Here is a 19,616-nt window from a genome sequence, read left to right on the forward strand (position 1 = left end):
TGAGCAACTGGGAGTTGAAAAGAAAAGTCCTAGTGCACCCGCATCTTCCCGATCTCCAATCCGCCCTCGCCGGCCGTCACCGCAATCACCCCGCCGTCCTCGATCTCGCCGGCCAGGAGTTTGCGGGCGATCGGGTCGACCAGGTCCTTCTGGATGACGCGTTTCAGCGGCCGCGCGCCATAGGCGGGGTCGTAGCCGCGGTCGGCGAGCCAGGCCAGGGCGCTGTCGTCCAGGTCCAGGGTCAGGCGGCGGTCGGCGAGCAGCTTCTCGAAGCGTGACAGCTGGATGCGGACGATCCCGCCCATCTGGTCGCGGCCCAGGCGGTGGAACAGGATGATCTCGTCGATCCGGTTCAGGAACTCGGGGCGGAAGTGGGCGCGCACGGCGTCCATGACGAAGGGGCGCACGGCCTCCACATCATCGCCCTCGCCCTGATCGGCCAGATACTGGCTGCCCAGGTTGGAGGTCATGATGATCAGGGTGTTCCTGAAATCGATGGTGCGGCCCTGCCCGTCCGTCAGGCGGCCGTCGTCGAGCACCTGCAGCAGCACGTTGAAGACGTCGGGGTGAGCCTTTTCGACCTCGTCGAACAGGACGACCTGATAGGGGCGACGACGCACGGCCTCGGTCAGGGCGCCGCCCTCGTCATAGCCGACATAGCCGGGAGGGGCGCCGATCAGGCGGGAGACGCTGTGCTTCTCCATATATTCCGACATATCCAGGCGGGTGATGGCCGCCTCGTCGTCGAACAGGAAGTCGGCCAGCGCCTTGGTCAGTTCGGTCTTGCCCACGCCGGTCGGGCCCAGGAATAGGAAGCTGCCCAGCGGACGGTTGGGGTCGTTCAGGCCGGCGCGGGCGCGGCGCACGGCGTCGGAGACGGCGGCCAGCGCCTCGTCCTGACCCACCACGCGACCGCCGAGCGCGGTCTCCATCTGGAGCAGTTTCTCGCGTTCGCCCTCCAGCATCTTGTCGACGGGCACGCCGGTCCAGCGGCTGACGACGGCGGCGATCTGTTCGGCGTCGACGACCTCGGGGGTCAGGGGGCCCTTGCCGGAAGTCTCATTGGCCTCGGCCTCTTCGAGCTGCTTTTCGATCTGGGGGATCTGACCATAGGCGATCTCTGACGCCCGGCCCAGGTCGCCGGCGCGCTGGGCGTTGGCGAGTTCCAGGCGCAGGCGGTCCAGGGTTTCGCGCAGCTGGGCACCCTGGCCGACCTTGTCCTTTTCGGCCTTCCACTGGGTGGTCAGGTCGTCGGACTGGCCTTCCAGATCGGCGATCTCGTCCTCCAGCTTTTCCAGACGGTGTTGGGAGGCCTGGTCGGTTTCCTTCTTCAGGGCCTCGCGTTCGATCTTCAGCTGGACCAGGCGGCGGTCGATTTCGTCCAGGGCCTCGGGCTTGGAATCCACGGCCATGCGCACGCGGCTGGCGGCCTCGTCGATCAGGTCGATGGCCTTATCCGGCAGGAAGCGGTCGGTGATGTAGCGGTTCGACAGGGTGGCGGCGGCGACAATCGCGCTGTCGGAAATGCGCACGCCGTGGTGGACCTCGTACTTCTCCTTGAGGCCGCGCAGGATGGAGACGGTGTCCTCCACCGTCGGTTCGGCGACGAAGACCGGCTGGAAGCGGCGGGCGAGCGCGGCGTCCTTCTCGACGTGTTTGCGGTATTCATCCAGGGTCGTGGCGCCGACGCAGTGCAGCTCGCCGCGCGCAAGCGCCGGCTTCAGCAGATTGGAGGCGTCCATGGCGCCGTCGCCCTTTCCGGCGCCGACCAGGGTGTGCATCTCGTCGATGAACAGGATGATGCCGCCCTCGGCGGCCGAGACTTCGGACAAGACGGATTTCAGCCGTTCCTCGAACTCGCCGCGATACTTCGCGCCGGCGATCAGGCTGCCCATGTCCAGCGCCATGACGGTCTTGTCGCGCAGGGATTCGGGCACGTCGCCGTTGACGATGCGCAGGGCCAGGCCCTCGACGATGGCGGTCTTGCCGACGCCGGGTTCGCCGATCAGGACGGGGTTGTTCTTGGTGCGGCGGGCCAGGACCTGGATGGTGCGGCGGATCTCTTCGTCGCGGCCGATGACCGGGTCGATCTTGCCGTCGCGGGCGGCCAGGGTCAGGTCGCGGGCGTAGCGTTTCAGGGCGTCGTAGCCGTCCTCGGCGCCGGCGCTGTCGGCGGTCTTGCCCTTGCGCACCTCGGCGATGGCGGCCTCCAGCTTGTCGGCGGTGACGCCCGAAGCCTTCAGCACCTCGGCGGCGACCCCGCCTTCCCTGGCGAGCGCGGCCAGCAGGCGTTCGGTCGTGACGAAGGCGTCGCCGGCCTTTTTCGAGGCGTCCTCGGCGGCGGCGAACACACGCGCGGTGTCGCCGTCCAGATAGAGCTGCCCAGAGCCGCCGGTGACCTGGGCGCGCTTCTTCAGCGCGGTTTCGACATCGGCCTCGGCGCGGCGGGCGTCGCCGCCGGCGGCGGTGATCAGGTTGCGGGCCAGACCGTCGCGTTCCTCCAGCAGCACCTTGAGCAGATGCTCGGGCGCGAACTGCTGGTGTCGGCGGGCCAGGGCCAGCGACTGGGCCGATTGGACGGCCTGTTTGGCGCGGTCGGAATAGAGTTCGAGATTCATGGTTTCAGTCCCCTCGGGAGGCGGATGGATTTCAGCGCGCCCTCTGCTGAGCAGCGCGCTGTTGAGATCGAGGTGGGTGTGACGATCGGGTCACACAAGGGGTCCGCGGGGCGGCTTTCGGGGCTGTCCGTTTCGCCGCCGCGCGCCTAGGCTCTGGCGAACAGGAGCGCCTCGTGATCGCCCATTCCGCCTGGCCCGTCGATCCGGCCGTCGTCGGCCCCTTTCTGATCGCCGTGGCGCTGATCGAGCTGACGCCGGGGCCGAACATGGGTTGGCTGGCGCTGGTCGCCCTGTCGCGGGGACGGCTGGCCGGTTTCGCGGCGGTGGCGGGCGTGACCCTGGGGCTGGCGGTGTGGATGCTGGCGGCCGCCTATGGGCTGACGGAGGTCTTTTCCGTCTGGCCGCCGCTGTATCAGGGCCTGCGCTGGGCGGGCGTGCTGTTTCTGCTGTGGCTGGCGTGGGAGGCCTGGCGCGCGCCGACAATCGAGGCGGCGCCCACGCCAGACGGCCGCTCGCTGCGCGGCCTGTTCGTGCGCGGCCTGATGGGCAATCTGCTGAACCCCAAGGCCGCGGTCTTCTATGTGGCACTTCTGCCGACCTTCATGCGGCCGGACCACGGCGCGCCGCTGAGCCAAGCCCTGACGCTGGGGAGCCTGCATCTGGCGGTCGCCGTCCTGGTGCACAGCCTGATCGTGATCGGTGGCGCGGGCGCGGCGCGGCTGGCGCCTCGGATGCAGGATCGCGCCCTGCGCGCGGTGATGGCCGGCGGCCTGATCGTGGTTGCCGCCTGGCTGGCCTGGGAGACGCGAACCTGAGCCCGCATCTCCCGTCAGGGCGTCAGCCCCCGGTCGGGCCGGTCGAGAAGTCGAACTGTTCCGGCTGGCGGCGCGGACCGCCGAAGTTCCAGGTCAGGCCGATGTAGAAGGCCCGCAGCTTGATGTCCTGCTCCGAGCGTTCGCGGAACTGCGGCGTCTCGTAGATGGTCGTGGTGTTGAAGGTGTTGAAGATATCCCGCGCGGTGAAGTTGAACGACAGCTGCTCGTTCAGCTTCCTGCGATAGCCCAGATTGATCATGCCGCCGGCCTCGCGCCGGCCCTGGGCCAACAGGCTGTCGCCCTGCCAGAAGCTGGAGACCTGGACGAAGTCCTTGGCAGTCGGCTGCCAGTTCAGGCTGAGACGCCCGCTGGCCAGGGTCGCCTCGCGGTCGCCGCCGCCGACGACGGCGCCCGAGTCGATCTCCTGACGGAAGACGTTGACGCTGGCGCTGTAGCGCAGGGTCGGATGCAGACGCCCGTTCGCCGTCGCCTCCACGCCCAGGTCGCGGCGCGAGCCCAGGTTTTCCGGACGGGTCAGGAAGACGCCGCCGCCGATGTCGGACGCCACGTCTGTGAACGCCTTGTCGGTGTTCCGCAGATAGGCGGTGGCCTGATAGAAGCTCTGGCCCTTTCGCATCTGCCACATGGCCTCGAAGCTGTCGGTCTCCTGCGGCTCCAGATCCGGATTGCCCGAGCGGACGTTCAGCGGGTCCTGATAGACGACGAAGGGATTCAGCTGGCTGGGCTGGGGCCGCTGGATGCGGCGCGAATAGCTGGCGCGCAGGGTCTGTTCGGGCGTCAGCTGATACTGGACGTGGGCGGTCGGATAGGCGCGGAAATAGTCCTGGGACGCCGAGGCGCCGCCGGTCAGATCCTTGATCTCGATGTCCGCCTGCTCAAGCCGCAGACCCAGCTGGGCCGACAGCTTCTCGCCCAGCGGCCGCTCATAGGTGGTGTACAGGGCATGCACCGTCTGGGTCGCTTCGAAGCGGTTGTTCAGGGCCGGGACCGGCGCCAAGGCCGCCTGCGAGGGACCGCGCAGGAACTCGGCGTCCTGCTCGGGGCGCTGGGCGTTCAGCTCATAGCCCAGGCGCAGCTTGCCGCCGTCGGACATCGGGCGGGTATAGGCGCTGGTGAAGCCCCAGGTCACCTGATCGACCGCTGTCTTGGTCCGTTCGTACAGAGCCGCGCCCGCCGGGGTCAGGAAGGTGGTCAGGGTCTGGCTGGTGGTGTCGTTGGCGTTGGAATCGTAGCGCAGCTCGTTGGACCACTCATGGCCGTCGCCGTCGAAGCGGCGCAGCACGCGCGCCGTGGCGCCCCAATTGTTGAAGGTGAAGTCGGAATCGCCGACCCGGCGATAGGCGCCGGTCACCGCGCCGGCGGCGTTGCGGGTTTCATACAGGCCGTCGCCCGAGCCTGTGCCGTCAAAGGCCACGCCGCGCAGTTCGCCAGTCAGCTGGGTCTTGTCGTCCAGCTTGTATTCGGCCGTGAAGCGGGCGAAGGCGCCGTTCTGCTCGGACTCCACCGGCTGTTCGACGGTCGTGGTGGAAACCACCGCGCCGGTGACCGGGTCCAGCTGTTCACGGACGCGGTTGAAGGTCAGTTCGGTCGGATCGGAGCGATAGCTGGCGTCGCCGGACAGGGTCAGGCGATCCTTCTGATACGAGCCGCTGAGGCCCGCGTTCCAGCGGCCGTTGTCGCCGACGTTGACGCGCAGCGAGCCGGTCGTCTGGGTCCCCGGCTTGGGCGCCGTGGGCTTGGTGATCAGGTTGATGACCCCGCCCGAACCCTCGGGGCTGTAGGCGGCGGACGGATTGGTCATGACCTCGATGCGGGCGTACTGGCTGGCCGGCAGCTGGATCAGGGCCTGACCGCGACCGGGGCCGGTCAGGATGCCGGACGGGCGGCCATCGACCAGGATGGTGACATTCGCGTCGCCGCGAAGAGACACGTTGCCCTCCGGGTCCACGTCCACCGACGGCACGTTGCGGAGCGCGTCGGCCAGACTGCCCGTCGTCGCCTGAAGGTCATTGGCCAGGCTGTAGCTGACCGAGTCGATCGAGGTGCGCACGTCATTGGCGCGGGCGTTGACGACCACATCGCCGACGCTGGCGGGCTGCTGTTGCTGGGCCGGTTCGGTCGTCTGAGTTCGCGGCGCGGGCGTCTGCGCCGTCGTCGCCGGGGTCTGGGCGGCCGGCTGGCTCGTCGTCGCCGGCGGCGGGGTCTGCGAGACGGTCTGGGACGAATTCTGGGATTGAGCCAGAGCGGCGCCGGGCAGGGCGACGGCGGCCGCACCCAGCATGAGAACGAGTTTGGAAGAGGTCATGCCCCGGCGATCCTGAAAGAGTGCGCGGGCGTCTGTTTGCGCCCGTGGATCAGCCTGACTATCCCGCCCACTTTGCATCGCAAAGTTACATCTTCTTCATTCCGATTACATCTTCTTCATCCGACCGCAGCGCTCGCGGCCGAGCGGAGGACCGCAGCGGCCTGACCTCTCTTGGCCGCGCCGATATTGGGCATGACGCAGACAACAAGCTGGTCCCATTCGGACAAGGAAGGTCTCTCCGGCTAGACGGACCGAAGACCCGTAATCGCTTACGCTAATAGGTCGCGATGACTGGGAGATATGGCCCGAGCTACGGGACCGATTTGCGACGCCCTCGCCAGCTTTTGCTTATAAGGCTGCCGCTATGCGCCAGCAGCGGACATTACTCCCTTCCCGAGAAGCAGACATTCGCTCGGGCCCTACGAGTTAAGCTGAAACCGCTGTCTCTGACGGATTGGGCCGTTACCAATGATTAAGTTGCGCTAAGCGGCAGTAGTCATGACGGTCGCCTCGAGACGGGGATCGACATGTTCAAAACAAACTTACTGTGGCTTTCGTTGATCGCGGCCATCCCTGCAACAGCGCTCGGTCAGGCGGGGCCTTCGCGATCCGCCTTTGTGACCGGACGCTGCGCGGTCGAGGTCGCACCAGATGAGAAGATCGAATGCGGAACGCTCAGCGTCCCCGAGAACCGGGCCATCGCCGACAGCCGGCTGATCCGGCTGCCAGTGATGATCTTCCGCAGCCGGTCGCCCCAACCCGTCGCAGACCCGGTCGTGTTCTTGACCGGCGGTCCAGGAAACAGCGCCCTGACAGGCCAACGGTCGGGACGGAACAACCCCTTCCTCGATCAGCGCGATCAGGTGCTCCTGGAGCCACGCGGCGCGCGCCTCTCTACCTCGGCTCTGGACTGCCCAGAAATTATCACGACGAAGCGTGAGATCGCTGCCGGCCGGCTGGGGGCCGAAGCGGCGGACGCCGGCCTGGTTACGGCCGCTACGACGTGCCGCTCGCGGCTCGTCACTGCCGGTGCGGACCTGAACGGCTACACCTCGGCGGAAGCCGCTGACGATATCGAAGATCTCCGCGTCGCTCTCGGCTATCCGCAACTCAACCTCTACGCCTTGTCCTACGGAACCCGTCTGGCCCTTACAGTCGCGCGTCGTCATCCGACGTCGGTCAGGGCGATGGTCCTTGATTCCGCGCTGCCGCCGGAAGTCGGCTATGACGAGACGGCCACCGCCAACACTTGGCGCGCCCTGAACGCCGTCTTCGATGGCTGCGCTGTCGATCCGGCCTGCGCCGCCAAGTGGCCCAACCCGCGGGGCGATTTCGACACCCTGGTCTCCCGCGCCGATAACGAACGCCTCCCGTTCGGGCTGACGGATCCTTCCATCGAGGTTCGTGGCGCCCAGGTCGTGCAGGGCGTCGCGGCCGCTCTGCAGGACCCTCGCCGTATTCCGCTGATCCCCCGCGCTGTGGGAGATGCGCTAGGGGGACGTTACGAAGAACTGGCCCGCTGGATCGGCGAGGCCCAGGACCCTGCCTCATTCAGTTGGGGACTGCGGCTGTCCGTCTGGTGCGGCGAAGAGATGCCGTTCGAAAATGGTGATCGGGTTCGCGCGCAGACCGCGTCGAGAAACGGCCTCGGCGGCATCGATGCGAGGGCCGCCTCGCCTGAAATGTGCGAAGCCTGGGATGTTGCGGCCGCGGCCTCCTCTGCGAATGAGCCGGTCGTAAGCGAGACGCCGACCTTGATCCTGGCCGGCGAGTTCGACCCATCCACCCCGCCTCAGTGGGGGCGGCGTCTTTTGGCGAATATGCCAAAGGCGTTCTTTGTCCTCATGCCGGGTCTGAGCCACGGCGCGAGCTTCAATGCCTGCGGCGGCCGGATGGCCTTCGACTTCATCAACGACCCCACAGCCCCGCCGAACCTGACCTGCGTTTCGAAGCTCGCGGGGGCGGATTTCTCCGCCAGCGCAGCAGAGCAGAGATAAGCCGCCGCTCGTGGATAGCGGTCGCGATCTGACCGCGCCGCCGCAACGCGCCAACAGCGGACGTGGGACTGCCATCGAAAACGGGACATCAACTCCGAGCCTCTTGCGGCCGCACTTGATGTATTGGTGCCGCGGTTCATTTGCTTCTTGAAGCTGGCGGACGTTCGAGAAGGCCACCGGAGCTACTATCGATCAAGCTGGGTTAGTTGTTGCTCCTCGTCTCCGATCACAAAATCGGGCGTCTGTTCGGGGTGCACTGCCAAGCGTTGCGCTTCGATGAAGGCGCGCGAAGGGGCCATGCTCAAGGCGGCGAGCGGTTCACACGCTCAAATCCAGATCGACTAGCTCGTAAATTACAGCTTGATCGGCGTCATCGCCAACCAGCTCTCGGCGCCCCGCTGAACTCCTCCGCTCAGATGGACGATAATGAAAATGATTGAATAGAGCACTCGCCAAGGGCCCCGAAATGCACCGGGGTGGTGAGCCTGATCTCATTGGGCTAGCAGCAGTGTCAAGAAGATTGGAGCACCCTGCGTAAGGGCTACCAACGCCCTATGACGGCGCCTCTATCGATCCGCCTCGCCTGCTCGATCGTCAGGCGCTTCCCACGCGAAAAGTCCGCGCGACCGGGACCGCGCGATCCGAAACTGGCGAAGCGGGCGTTCTCGGGCTGGAGCATTGTGCGGGGATTGCCGTCGCGGCCGGTGTACCACATCTCGGTCCAGCCCGCCGGCGCGATATGATCGTCCATCCAGCAGTCGAGGAAGGTCGCTGCGCCGACAAACTTCGGATCGCCGTACCGACCATCAGGGAAGGTGCTGGACGGTCGCCAAGGGCGTCCCAAAAACACGGAATGCCGCAGGACGCCGGCGTCCCTGGTGAGACGGCAATCGTGGAAGACAAAGCCGTAGTCCTGCTCGATCGGTGTGCTTGGGGCGGCGATATAGCCTTCGACCGGATCGGCGGGACGCAGTCGAGATCGGATTTCGCAACGTTCGAACCAAGCACGCCCACCACCGAAGATGAAGTCATAGCTGCCAGTGATCAGGCATTTTTCGAACAGCGTCGCGCCCGCATCGGGGAACAAGGTGTCCTGATAGCTGAGAATATCGCAGTTCCGGATGACCGCGCGATCCGACCCCTTGTCCATCATCAGAGCCACGGCTTGGGGCCCTGCGCCATTGTGAGAGTGCAGGCCGTTCGGCTTGGTCATTTCCGCCAGACCGTCGAAGGCATTATTGATCGTCAGGTTCTCGGCGCGAAAATCGGGCGCGCGAACGAACAGGGTCGGGGTGCGGAATGTGCCCCACATCCGCCCATCTGGCGCCGCCAATCCCGATGCCGACAGGTGATTGATCACCGAGCCTGACCGATCCTCGCCGATCAGATGAACGAAGGGCTTATCGACCACAACTTGCTCGGTCCAGATGCCGCGCGTGATCAGGATGCGGAACGGCTTTCGCCCGTCCGCCGGTGCGGCGGCGATGGCGGCGGAAAGGGTGGGATAGGAAGGCGCGCCGACCCGACGACCGGCGTCGCTTGTCCCCAGCACAGCATCGTAGGGCGCCACAGCGGCCCAGGAAGACGGCGGCGCCATCATCGGCAAAGCTGCTGCGGCGACAAGCGCCTGACGGCGCGAGAATGACAGACGCATGAGAGCCCCTAATGAAAAAGAAGGCGCCGGCCGACAGGTCGGCCAGCGCCCAGTCTCCCGGAGGAGTTGGGAGTGTCTTAGAAGGTGTAGCGGACGCCGAAGTTGTACTGCCTTCCGGTGTGCGAATAGACGTAGATGCTGTCGCGGCGACTGTCGGTGTACTGCTCATTGAAGGCGTCGGTCAGATTCAAACCTTCGAACGTCACCTTGATGCGGTCCGTCAAAGCATAGGAGGCCGAGGCGTCCACCGTCACGATGTCACGCACGCCATCGATGTCATTGGTGCTGGTGCCGCTAGGGACCGCGGTAAGATAGCGATCGCGATAGGCGGCCGAGACGCGGGCGCTGAACCGATCGTCTTCGTAATAGAGGGTGGCGTTGTAGGCGGTCTTCGAAAGGCCGAGCAGATCATTTTCAACGAAGCCCGTCGGCGATCGCGAGGAAATATAGCTGATCTTGGAGTCCACCAGCGTGACGTTGAAGATGGCGCCGAGATTGTCGAACGGTCCGGGCAGGAAGGTGAAGGGCTGCTGATAGCTGACCTCGATCCCCTTCAGCGGGCCGCCTTCGGTGTTCACCGGCTGGCTGAACAGGAAGACATCGCTGGGCGAAACACCCAGGCCGTTCAGCAACTCCAGCGGCAAGCCGGATTGATTGAAAGGCTGGGAGGTTCGAGAGGTTTGAATGTAGCTTTCGATGTCCTTGTAGAACAGGCCGACTGACAGCAGGGCGTCAGGCGCGAAATACCATTCCGCCGACAAATCGTAGGTCGTGGCGCGGATGGGATCCAAATACGGATTGCCCGAGCTGACGCTGAACACGCCGACCGTGCTGAGGCTGCCGCCCGGCGTCACACTGCCGAGGTTTGGACGGGTCATGACCTTGGCGGCGCCGAACCGCACCAGAAAGTCCGGCGTGACTTCGGCCGTCAGATTCAGCGCCGGTAGAACGTCGTCATAGTCGCGATCGACGGTCGTCTGCTGCGCCGCGCCGGCGACCAGTTGATAGCCGGTCGAGCTCTGTTTCGTCTTGACGTAGCGCACACCGATGTCGCCGCGTACCGGAACGCCTCCAAGTTCGGTGTCGAAGTCGAGCTGCAGATAGGCGGCCGAGTCCTTCTCGGTCACATTGCGGATGTTGCCACGGGCATTGGCGTTGGAGGCGCCGCTGAGTTCGAACAGCCCCGTGCCGCTGTAAATGTCAAACAGGTCGGCAAAGGCGTTGAGGTTCGGCGCGATCCAGTTGGTGACGGTGCCGTTCGGTGCGCCAAGATTGCGACCAAACCCGCTGACCAACTCGGTCAGGCTGGCCAGGGTCACGCCAGCAGGCAGTTGCGGCACCACGCCCTCGTTGACCCGCGCCAGAGCCCAGGAGTCGAACTCATATTCTTTGTAGTTCACCCCGGCCTTAAGCGTCAGCGACGGCGTCAGATCGTAGCCGCCGTCAAGTTGCGCAGTCTTGATCGTGTTGGTGACGCCCTGCGGGCGCAGGCGGATTTCCGAGCGCGCCGCCCCGAAGTTGTAGGCCAGCGGGTCGGTCACGTCATAGCCGAACCGGATCAATGGCGCGTTGCGGTTTTCGCGATAGTCGTATGAGTAGTTGTCCGAATTTTCACGGTTGAGAATGACCGTCGTCTGGATCGGATTGTCAAAATCAGACTTGGAATAGCCCACCAGGCCCTTGATCCTGAATCGGTCGCTGAACGCGTGCTCGAGGCTCAGCGTCCCTTGCGTATATTTGGTGTCGAGTTCGTCGTAGCGAGTTTCCGTCTCCACATCGACGTCATCGAACAAGCCGTAGACCATGTCGCCGTTGGCATCGATGACGCCGTCGCGCACGATGATTTCTGGTCGGCCGCCCTGCGACGCGTTGCGCGCGAAGGACAGGGCTTCCAGCCAGTTTTCCTGACGCGTGGCTTTGAAGTCGGAGTAGAGCAGATCAAGATTGATCAGCGTCTGTTCCTGCGGCCGGAACTGCACCGATCCCGTCAGGCCTAAGCGCTCCTGATCGTGCGTCAGGCGTCCGTAGCGCGGAAAACGAGGCGTATAGACATCGGCCCGCCTCGCATCGGCAAAGGGTGATGCGGGGTTATAGCCCCCAGCCTCGGTCCCGTTGAGCCAGCCGCCGGAACCATGTCCTTCCTCCAGAAGCCGACGCTTGGTGTAGGCCACCGAGACGAGGGCCCCGAGACGCCCATCCATCCAGGTATTGCTGGCGAGCGCCGCGAACCGCGGGTCCCATTCACGGGACAGATCATTGTAGCCGTATTGGCCCGACACAACGAGGTTGGCGCCGGCGTAGTCGAACGGACGACCGGTCTGCAGATCGACCGTAGCGCCCAACGACCCCTCTTCCGTTTCGGCCGAGGCGGTCTTGCGGACCGTGATGCTGTTGAAAAGCTCGGACGCGAAGACGTTGAAGTCGAAGGCTCGGTTGCGGTTGGCGCCGCCTGAGCTGTCCGTGCCCGACGCGGTGCTCTGTCCCTCGACGCCGTTGATGCGCACGCGTGTGAATTGCGGCCCCAGCCCTCGCACCGTGATCTGACGGCCTTCGCCAGCGTCGCGTGCGATGGAGACGCCAGGCACCCGTTGAATGGACTCCGCAAGGTTGGCGTCCGGAAAATCGGCCATATCCTCGGCCTTGATCACATCGACGACGCCATTGGCTCGTCGCTTGGCCGTCAGCGCGCTGCCCAGCGACGCACGGAAACCGGTTACCACGATAGTTTCAACTTCGTCCGCCTGGTCTTCGACCTCGCTACCCTGGGCGACGGTTTGGGGCGCGACGCTCGCGCCGGCGAGCACTGCCGTCCGACCGTTGTTGGACGCCACCACCAGATTGCTGCCCTGCAGGAGCCGGCCCAGCCCCTGATCAACCGAATAGACGCCTTGCACAGCGGCGGTCCGTTGTCCTGCGACCGCGTCGGTCGACGCCAGGATTTGAAGATCCGCTTGGCGTGCGAAGGCGGGCACGCCGGTCGAGGCAGGCTGCGCCGGGACATTGAACTGTCTGGCCTGAGCCTGAACGGCGCCGGCGCCGGCCAGCGCCATCGTGCTGACGGCGATCATCAGCGACGCCTTCGCGCCTTGGTTTCGCGACATGGCCATGCGTCGGCCCTCCCTTTTTCTGTTTCCTGGTTCCCGGACCCTTCTTCGAGGGTTCCTAGAGTCTCGATGTTCGACGATCGACTTTCCGTCGCCGGACGAAAAAGATTTATCCGGCGCCACCCAGCATGATGACATCTGCGCCCACCTTCACGCTCGCGTCATGGGCGACGCCCACAGCCTGGGCGAAGCTTTCCGGTTCGTTGGTGCGGAACCATCCGACCACGGTACGGCCTTCCAGATCCGGATCGACGATCACAATCTTGCGGTTGTTGTAGCGGTTGAACTCAGCTGCCGCCGCGCCGATCGTGTCGCCATCCAGAACAATCTGCCCTTCTCGCCAAGACAGCGCTCGGTCCATTTCCAGCGGACGCTTCACCGGGCTGGACGCGCCGGCCTTGTCGCTGACGAACACCTGTTCACCGGCGGCGACGCGGCGGCGCATTTTTCCAACGCCCTTGTCGCTCCAGACCTCCACGACGCCTTCCGTCACGCGAACTTCGGCCCCGCCGGACTTGCGGCGAACTGAGAAGGCAGTGCCGACCGCTTGGACGCGCACATCGCCCGCCGCCACGACGAAAGGCCGCGCTCGATCTTTTGCGACCTGAAACCACGCCTCTCCCTGATCAAGGATCACGGCGCGTTCGGCCTTCTGAAAGCGGATGTCCAATGTCGTGTCGGTGTTTATCGCCGCCATCGACCCGTCGGCCAAGGGCACGCGGCGAATCTCGCCCACCAAGGTCCGGTAGCGCTGACGCGACAAGATCGGCGTCAGAACGACCCCGGCCGCGACAGCCGCCGCCAATCCCATCCCCCCGAGAAGCACGCGACGGTCGGGCTTCGCCGGCGCCCGGTGCGTTTGGGTCTGAGGCATGGGCTCGACCATCAAGGCCATGACCGCCCGCGCCCGCCACAAAGCGCCCTCACGACGGCTGTCGCCAGCCAGCCAGTCGTCCAAGGCCGCCTGGTCGGACGCGCTAATCACGTTTGCGTCCAGTCGAGCGGCCCAATTGGCCGCCGCCGCGTCGATCTCTGTGGAAGCTTCACGGCTCATGCACGCCGCTCCCCGGTCGATGATGGGGCGACATTAGCGTCAGCCTTTGCCAAGCCTGCCAGGACGGCTTTCAACCCGCGCGCGGCTTCGTTCTCGACCACGTTCTCCGACACGCCCAACTGGCGCGCGATCTCCTTTTGAGACAGCCCCAGCACGCGGCGCATCTCGAAGATGCGTCGGCTGCGTTCGGGCAATGTGGCGACGATCTTCATTACGCGTTCGAGTTCCTTGCGTCCCCCGGCGATACGCTCTGGCGACGGTTCGTCCCATTCGATGCGCAGGGCGTCGATTTCCGTCACGGCGTCGATCCGGACAATGCGGGCGCGGCGCATCTGCTCAAGCACGACAGACCGCGCGGTCTGGAAGAAATAAGCGCGAGGACTCTCGATCTGCTCGACCGCCTTCAGGTTGGCCAATCGGCAATACGATTCCTGAATGACATCATCGACATCGTTGGAGGTCACAAGCGATCGCCGAAGCCAAGCGCGAACATCCTGCTCGTGGGGCAAGATTTCATGCCCCAACCAGCGAACGCGCTCTCGTTCCGATTTTCCACCGCCTTGAGCCAATTTCAGTTCCCCCATGGGTCACGATGCGCGGCGGCGGCGTTTCCGTCAAAACGCGGCATTCGGGAGATGGTGAACGTAAAGAGATGGCTATGCGCAGTGCCTGGCGTTGTGAGGATGACGCTGACAGCCTTGAGTGATTTCAAGGCGAGACCAAAGCCACTAACGGCATGCTGGTGCGGCGTGCGGTACTGCCTCCTCCCCCCCCGCTGCACTCCTGACCCAGAGATCCGCCCGACAATAGTCCTCAGGATCAAGGTGTGTGCCGCGAGTGCCGATATGCCCCGTGCAGTGTAGCTGACCAAGCGAATAATCAGCCGAACTCAGGCTGAAGCAATAGTGCAGTGTACAGTCGTAGAGCGGACGGTGCGAACTTCCGCCATGAGCCATAGGCAGACATTCCACCGCGACTGCTCGATCCTGCCTTAGCTTGTTTTTCGCGCCTTAAGTTGGATTCGTGCCAGCCTTATCTTGCACCGACAGCGCGATGGCGACCCCGGCAGGACTCCAACCTGCGACCTCGGCTTTAGGAAAGCCTTGCTCTATGCAGCTGAGCTACGGGGCCACGCAGGACGCCGTAGCGGGTCGGGGCGGCGGGGGGAAGTCGGGGCGACGAAAAAGTCGGGCGGCGGCCGGGCGACTGCGGCGTCGGGAGTTTGTGGTTAAGGAGCCTTAACCTACAAGATATCGCGGTGAACAAAGGACGAAACGGACGATGTCAGCGATTCGGTCCTGATTCGTTTCGCCCTTGTTCCGCGAGAACGGAACGGTCGTTAACCGACCGGCGGAACGTGAGCGGTCAGGGCGCGCAGGCCCTCCAGGAGGCGGTCGGAATCGGCGCTGGTCTGGCCCTGGGCGGCCAGGGTTAGGCGGAGCGCGCGCACGTGCACCTCGACCGAGGGCCACGACCAGCTGCCGGCGCTCTTCATCCGGTCGGCGATCTCGCACAGGCTGAAGGCGGCCTCGAAGAAGGTCGGGACGTCCAGATAGCCGGCCATGTCGACCATGGCGGAGGACAAGGCGTAGATTTGGTCCGGGGCATCCTGCGGGCGGGTCGCGCACAGGGCGTCGATGGCGTCGACGTTGGCCAGCAGCAGGGCGAAGACATGGTCGCGCTGTTCATCCAGCGCCTGGTTGGCGCGGGATACGGCCTCAATGATCAGACGGCCGCCAGGTCGCGCCATCTGACGCTGGAGCGAGGTGTGGACGCGGCGGACGGTGGGCGTCTTGGGCGCGGCGGCTGGCTCGGTCACAGGCTGACCTTCATCGGCTTCATCAGCATGTCGATGTCGTCCTGATCCATGTTTTCCTCGACCGCCTCGCCCAGATCGCCGGACAGGTCGCTTGAGCGGCGGCCGTCGGTGCCGGGGGGCGGCCCATAGTTGCGCACCCTGCGGTCGGGCCCGATGTAGTGTTCGGCCTCGACGAAATCCCGGTCCTCGCCGCCCAGCCAGATGATCCGTTTCAGCAGCAGGGACGGCGACAGGGGTTTGGCGACGATGAAGCTGGCGCCGCAGTCGCGGCCCTGCTGGACCTTGGCCTGGGAAGCGTGGCCCAGGATCATGATGACGGGCACATAGCGGGTCGGCGTGGGGGCGTCGCGCCGCAGCCAGCGCACGAAATCATAGCCGTCCATGTCCGGCATGATGCAGTCGATCAGGATCAGATCGACCGACCGGCGCGCCAGCAGTTCGACGGCCGCCTGGGCCGAGGCGCATTTGACCTGCTCCTTGCAGCCGAAGCCCTGGACGATGGACCCCAGCATATCCAGCGACGTGGGCTGGTCGTCGATCAGAAGGACCGTCGTGTGCGCCAGATTGACCCGATCGCTCTTGGCCATGGCGTCAGAACAGCATGAGGTCGCCGGCGTCGGCGTTCGATTGCGGGCGATGCTCGCCGGCGGCGGGACGAAGGCGGCCGGCCATGTCGGCCAGCGACAGGCGGCTGACGGCCTCGGACGGGCTGGCGCCGCCGCCCAGCATGCGCAGGACGCCCGACAGGGCCTCGAGACGTTGGGTCAGGGCGTCCAGGGCCTGAGCCTGGGTCAGGGCGTTGGGACGTTCCTCGGGCGGGGCGCGGCGGACCAGATCGCTGACCAGGGCCTCGATCCCGTCGATGCCTTCGCGCACCAGCATCAGCTCGTCGGCGACGGCGGCCAGCAGATCGGCGTGTTCGGGAGGGGCGCTCATGCTCAGAACAGTTCCAAGGCGCCGGTATCGACCGGAGCCATGACGGGCGCGGGTTTGGGGGCGACGACGTCGGTGACGGCGCGCTGCAGGGCGCGGCCTGTGACGGGCCAGTAGTGCAGGCGCCGTCCGCCGTCGCCGCGCAGGCTGCCGCCGACGACGGGAATGCCTTCGTCGCGCAGGAATTTCTCGGCGAAGTCGGCGTTGCTGCGCCCCACGTCGCGCAGGCTGTCGAACATGCGGCCGCCGCCGAACAGCTTGGCCTCCAGCCGATCGCGACGGGCGCCGGCCTTGAGCATGTCGTTGATCAGAAGCTCCATCGCATAGGCGCCGTAGCGACGCCCCGCATCGGTGCCTGCGCCCGAGCCTTCGGGCAGCAGGAAGTGGTTCATGCCGCCGACGCCCGCCAGCGGATCGCGCACGCACATGGCGACGCAGGACCCCAGGATGGTGCTGAGCACGACATTGGGATCGGACGTGATGAAATGCTCGCCCTGACCGACGTGAACGCGCTTTTCGACCGTGTCCTTCAGGGCGGCGAAACTCATGTCAGGGGACCGAAAACGGCTTCCAGCTTGCCCTTCAGCTGAGCGACGGTGAAAGGCTTGACCAGGTAGTTGTTTACGCCGAACTGCACCGCGCGCTGGACCAGCTCGCGGTCGGCGCGGCCCGTCAGCATGATGAAGGCGGTCTTGGAGGTCGGCGGGTGGGCGCGCACGGCGCGCAGAAGGCCCAGACCGTCCAGGTTCGGCATATTGTAGTCGGAGATGATCAGGTGCGCGGGCTTGGACACGATCTCGCGCAGGGCGATCTCGCCGTCGGCGGCCTCGCGGATCTCGCGCACGCCGAGCTGTTGCAGGCTGGTGCGGACCAGCGAACGCATCGTCATCTGATCGTCGACGACCAGGCAGTGAAGTGAGGCGGCGGCGGGCATAGGTTACGCTCCCGATTAGGCGACAGACCGCGCGGCCGGATCGGCGCACAGTTCGAGAATGGCGGGGGACAGGCGGTGCAACGGCAACTGCCGCTCCACGGCGCCGATTTCATAGGCGGCCTTGGGCATGCCGTAGACGACGCAGGTCGCCTCGTCCTGGCCCAGGGTGCGGCCGCCGGCCTGGCGCATGGTCAGCAGGCCCTTGGCGCCGTCACGGCCCATGCCGGTCAGGATGACGCCGGTCATCGGACGCTTCAGCCGGGCGACGGATTCGAACATCACATCGACCGACGGACGGTGGCCGTTGACGGGATCACTGGCGATCAGGCGGCACCGGGGTGTCAGGCCGCCGGACACCTCAAGATGGGTTGCGCCGCCGGGGGCCAGATAGATGTGGCCCGGCTTCAGCGGGGCGCCGTCCACCGCCTCAGTCACGGTCGGGGCGCAGACGCGGTCCAGACGGGCGGCGAAGCTGGCGGTGAAGGTCGCCGGCATATGCTGGGTGATGACGGTCGCCGGGCAATCCAGAGGGAAGCCGCTGAGCACCGTCAGCAGGGCCTCGACGCCGCCGGTGGACGAGCCGATGGCGAGGATCTGGTTGGGATCGGCGTGATAGGCGCGCGGGGCCTCGGCGGCGGCGGGCGTGTCGCCGCGGGCGCGGACGCGCGAACGGGCGGCGGTCTTCACCTTGCCGATCAGGTCGTGGAAGGCGTCGACGCTGGCGACCGCCGGCTTGGCCACCGCGTCCACGGCGCCGATTTCTAGCGCGGCCAGGGTCACGTCCGTGCCCGCCGCCGTCAGGGTCGAGACCATGACCACCGGCATGGGCCGCAGCCGCATGATCTTTTCCAGGAACTCCAGCCCGTTCATATTGGGCATCTCGACGTCCAGGGTAAGGACATCGGGGTTTAGGGCCTTGATCGCGGCGCGGGCCTCGATGGGATCGGCGGCGGTGCCGACGACCTCGATGTCCGGGTCCGACTTCAGGGCGGCCGAGATCAGCCCGCGCATGGTCAGGCTGTCGTCGACGACGAGGACGCGGACGGGGCTCATGCGCCACCCAGGCGATAGGTCGTCAGGCCGGCGGTCTGAAGCTGGCTGGTCGCCGGGCCGGAGACGCGTTCGGAGTGGCCGATGTAGAGGGTCGCGCCGGGGTTCATCAGCGGGGTGAAGCGCTTCCACACCCGCTCCTGGGTGGCGTCGTCGAAGTAGATGACGACGTTGCGGCAGAAGATGACGTCGAACTTGCCCTTCATCGGCCAGTCGCCGATCAGGTTCAGCTCCTTGAAGCTGACCAGGCGCTTCAGCTGCGGACCGGCGACCCACTGACCGCGATCGGCGCGGTCGAAATATTTGCGCCACAGGGTGACGGGCGCGGGCTCCAGCGCCTCTTCGGAATAGACGCCGTCATGGCCTTGGGCGACCATGTTGGGATCGATGTCGGTGGCCAGGATTCGCACATCCAGCTCGGCCGCCTCGGGCAGGGCCTGAAGCACGGTCAGGGCCATCGAATAGGGCTCCTGCCCGTTCGAGCAGGCCGCCGACCACAGGCGGACCCGGCCGCCGGCGCGGGCGCGCGCCGCCAGTTCGGGCATGACCCTGTCGCGCAGGTCGTCGAAATGGTGCGGCTCGCGATAGAAGCGGGTGACATTGGTGGTCAGGGCCGCCGTCATCTTCTGACGCTCGTCCACGCCATCCACGCCCTCGACCAGGGCGCAGTAGTCGCGGAAGCTGGTCAGACCCAGGGTGCGCAGGCGCTTGGCCAGGCGCGAATACACGAGCGCGGCCTTGCCCTCGTTCAGGGCGATGCCCGCGTGGGCGTGCAGCATCTGGGCGATGTGGCGGAAATCCTCGGCGGTGAAGACGAACTCGCCCTCGACGATGGATCCCCGGCCGGCGGCGGCGGTCATGCGGCTTCGGCCTCGACTTGCGGCAGGATGTAATCCAGTTCGATCAGGCTGACCATGCGGCCGTCGATCGAGAAGATGCCCTTGACGAAGGTCTTCACCTGATCGCTGGCGACGTCGGGCGTCGGCTGGACCGAGGCCTCGCTCATCTGCAGGATGTCGGACACGGCGTCGACCAGCAGGCCGACCATGCGGCCCCCGATATGGGCCACCATGATGACGTGGCGCGCCGTTGGTTCCGAGGTCGTCAGGCCAAAGCGCGCGCCCAGGTCGATGATCGGCAGGACCGTGCCGCGCAGGTTGATGACGCCCTTCATGTATCCCGGCGAACGAGGCAGAGGCGTCGCCGGCGTCCAGCCGCGAATTTCGCGCACCGACATTATGTCGACGCAGAATTCCTGACTGCCGATGCGGAAGGCGATCAGTTCACGCTGGAGATCTTTGGCTTCGGTCAT

At 65.7% G+C, this 19,616-nt stretch carries 16 protein-coding genes and 1 tRNA gene; 2 read left to right on the forward strand and 15 right to left on the reverse strand.

Features of this window, described 5'->3' with window-relative positions; genetic code table 11:
- Window positions 1-29 precede the first annotated feature (29 nt).
- Window positions 30-2,618, reverse strand: coding sequence for an ATP-dependent chaperone ClpB (gene clpB, locus AC3WRC_RS05635; RefSeq protein WP_492303187.1), 2,589 nt, complete (start codon window positions 2,616-2,618; stop codon window positions 30-32).
- Between the two features lie 173 nt (window positions 2,619-2,791).
- On the opposite strand from clpB, the gene AC3WRC_RS05640 reads away from it, so the two are divergent.
- Window positions 2,792-3,433, forward strand: a complete 642-nt coding sequence (locus AC3WRC_RS05640) for a LysE family translocator (RefSeq protein WP_492303188.1) — start codon at window positions 2,792-2,794, stop codon at window positions 3,431-3,433.
- 22 nt (window positions 3,434-3,455) lie between these two features.
- Here the strand turns inward: AC3WRC_RS05640 and AC3WRC_RS05645 are convergent, their stop codons facing one another.
- A complete protein-coding gene (locus AC3WRC_RS05645) occupies window positions 3,456-5,759 on the reverse strand; it encodes a TonB-dependent receptor domain-containing protein (protein ID WP_492303189.1) in 2,304 nt (767 codons plus the stop codon).
- 527 nt (window positions 5,760-6,286) lie between these two features.
- On the opposite strand from AC3WRC_RS05645, the gene AC3WRC_RS05650 reads away from it, so the two are divergent.
- A complete protein-coding gene (locus tag AC3WRC_RS05650) occupies window positions 6,287-7,756 on the forward strand; it encodes an alpha/beta fold hydrolase (protein ID WP_492303190.1) in 1,470 nt (489 codons plus the stop codon).
- 541 nt (window positions 7,757-8,297) lie between these two features.
- Here AC3WRC_RS05650 and AC3WRC_RS05655 read toward each other — a convergent pair.
- The 13 genes from AC3WRC_RS05655 to AC3WRC_RS05715 form a co-directional block, all read right to left on the reverse strand.
- Entirely contained in the window at window positions 8,298-9,410 is a 1,113-nt protein-coding gene (locus tag AC3WRC_RS05655; protein ID WP_492303191.1) for a pectinesterase family protein, read from the reverse strand.
- A gap of 77 nt (window positions 9,411-9,487) precedes the next feature.
- Window positions 9,488-12,478, reverse strand: coding sequence for a TonB-dependent receptor (locus AC3WRC_RS05660; protein ID WP_492303192.1), 2,991 nt, complete (start codon window positions 12,476-12,478; stop codon window positions 9,488-9,490).
- Between the two features lie 145 nt (window positions 12,479-12,623).
- Window positions 12,624-13,568 carry a FecR family protein gene (locus tag AC3WRC_RS05665; RefSeq protein ID WP_492303193.1) on the reverse strand — a complete coding sequence of 315 codons (945 nt, stop codon included), beginning with the start codon at window positions 13,566-13,568 and terminating at the stop codon, window positions 12,624-12,626.
- A complete protein-coding gene (locus AC3WRC_RS05670; RefSeq protein WP_055753921.1) occupies window positions 13,565-14,152 on the reverse strand; it encodes an RNA polymerase sigma factor in 588 nt (195 codons plus the stop codon). Before AC3WRC_RS05670 ends, AC3WRC_RS05665 begins: the two co-directional genes overlap by 4 nt.
- A 470-nt stretch (window positions 14,153-14,622) precedes the next feature.
- Window positions 14,623-14,699, reverse strand: a tRNA-Arg gene (locus AC3WRC_RS05675).
- A 208-nt stretch (window positions 14,700-14,907) separates the two neighbouring features.
- Entirely contained in the window at window positions 14,908-15,387 is a 480-nt protein-coding gene (locus AC3WRC_RS05680; protein ID WP_492303194.1) for a chemotaxis protein CheE, read from the reverse strand.
- Entirely contained in the window at window positions 15,384-15,974 is a 591-nt protein-coding gene (locus AC3WRC_RS05685) for a response regulator (RefSeq protein ID WP_066554318.1), read from the reverse strand. Before AC3WRC_RS05685 ends, AC3WRC_RS05680 begins: the two co-directional genes overlap by 4 nt.
- Window positions 15,975-15,978: 4 nt before the next feature.
- Window positions 15,979-16,323, reverse strand: a complete 345-nt coding sequence (locus AC3WRC_RS05690; protein ID WP_045811565.1) for a DUF8776 family protein — start codon at window positions 16,321-16,323, stop codon at window positions 15,979-15,981.
- A gap of 2 nt (window positions 16,324-16,325) precedes the next feature.
- Window positions 16,326-16,868 (reverse strand): chemotaxis protein CheD, encoded by a 543-nt coding sequence (locus AC3WRC_RS05695; protein WP_492303195.1) that lies wholly within the window; start codon window positions 16,866-16,868, stop codon window positions 16,326-16,328.
- Window positions 16,865-17,254 carry a response regulator gene (locus AC3WRC_RS05700; RefSeq protein WP_039246211.1) on the reverse strand — a complete coding sequence of 130 codons (390 nt, stop codon included), beginning with the start codon at window positions 17,252-17,254 and terminating at the stop codon, window positions 16,865-16,867. Before AC3WRC_RS05700 ends, AC3WRC_RS05695 begins: the two co-directional genes overlap by 4 nt.
- A gap of 15 nt (window positions 17,255-17,269) precedes the next feature.
- Complete coding sequence (locus AC3WRC_RS05705) at window positions 17,270-18,307, reverse strand: protein-glutamate methylesterase/protein-glutamine glutaminase (RefSeq protein ID WP_492303196.1); 1,038 nt, start codon at window positions 18,305-18,307, stop codon at window positions 17,270-17,272.
- A complete protein-coding gene (locus AC3WRC_RS05710) occupies window positions 18,304-19,164 on the reverse strand; it encodes a CheR family methyltransferase (RefSeq protein ID WP_295238413.1) in 861 nt (286 codons plus the stop codon). Before AC3WRC_RS05710 ends, AC3WRC_RS05705 begins: the two co-directional genes overlap by 4 nt.
- A complete protein-coding gene (locus AC3WRC_RS05715; RefSeq protein ID WP_492303197.1) occupies window positions 19,161-19,616 on the reverse strand; it encodes a chemotaxis protein CheW in 456 nt (151 codons plus the stop codon). The genes AC3WRC_RS05710 and AC3WRC_RS05715 overlap by 4 nt, the downstream gene beginning before the upstream one ends.

The organism is Brevundimonas sp. EU05-FHT14B07 (assembly GCF_058790795.1).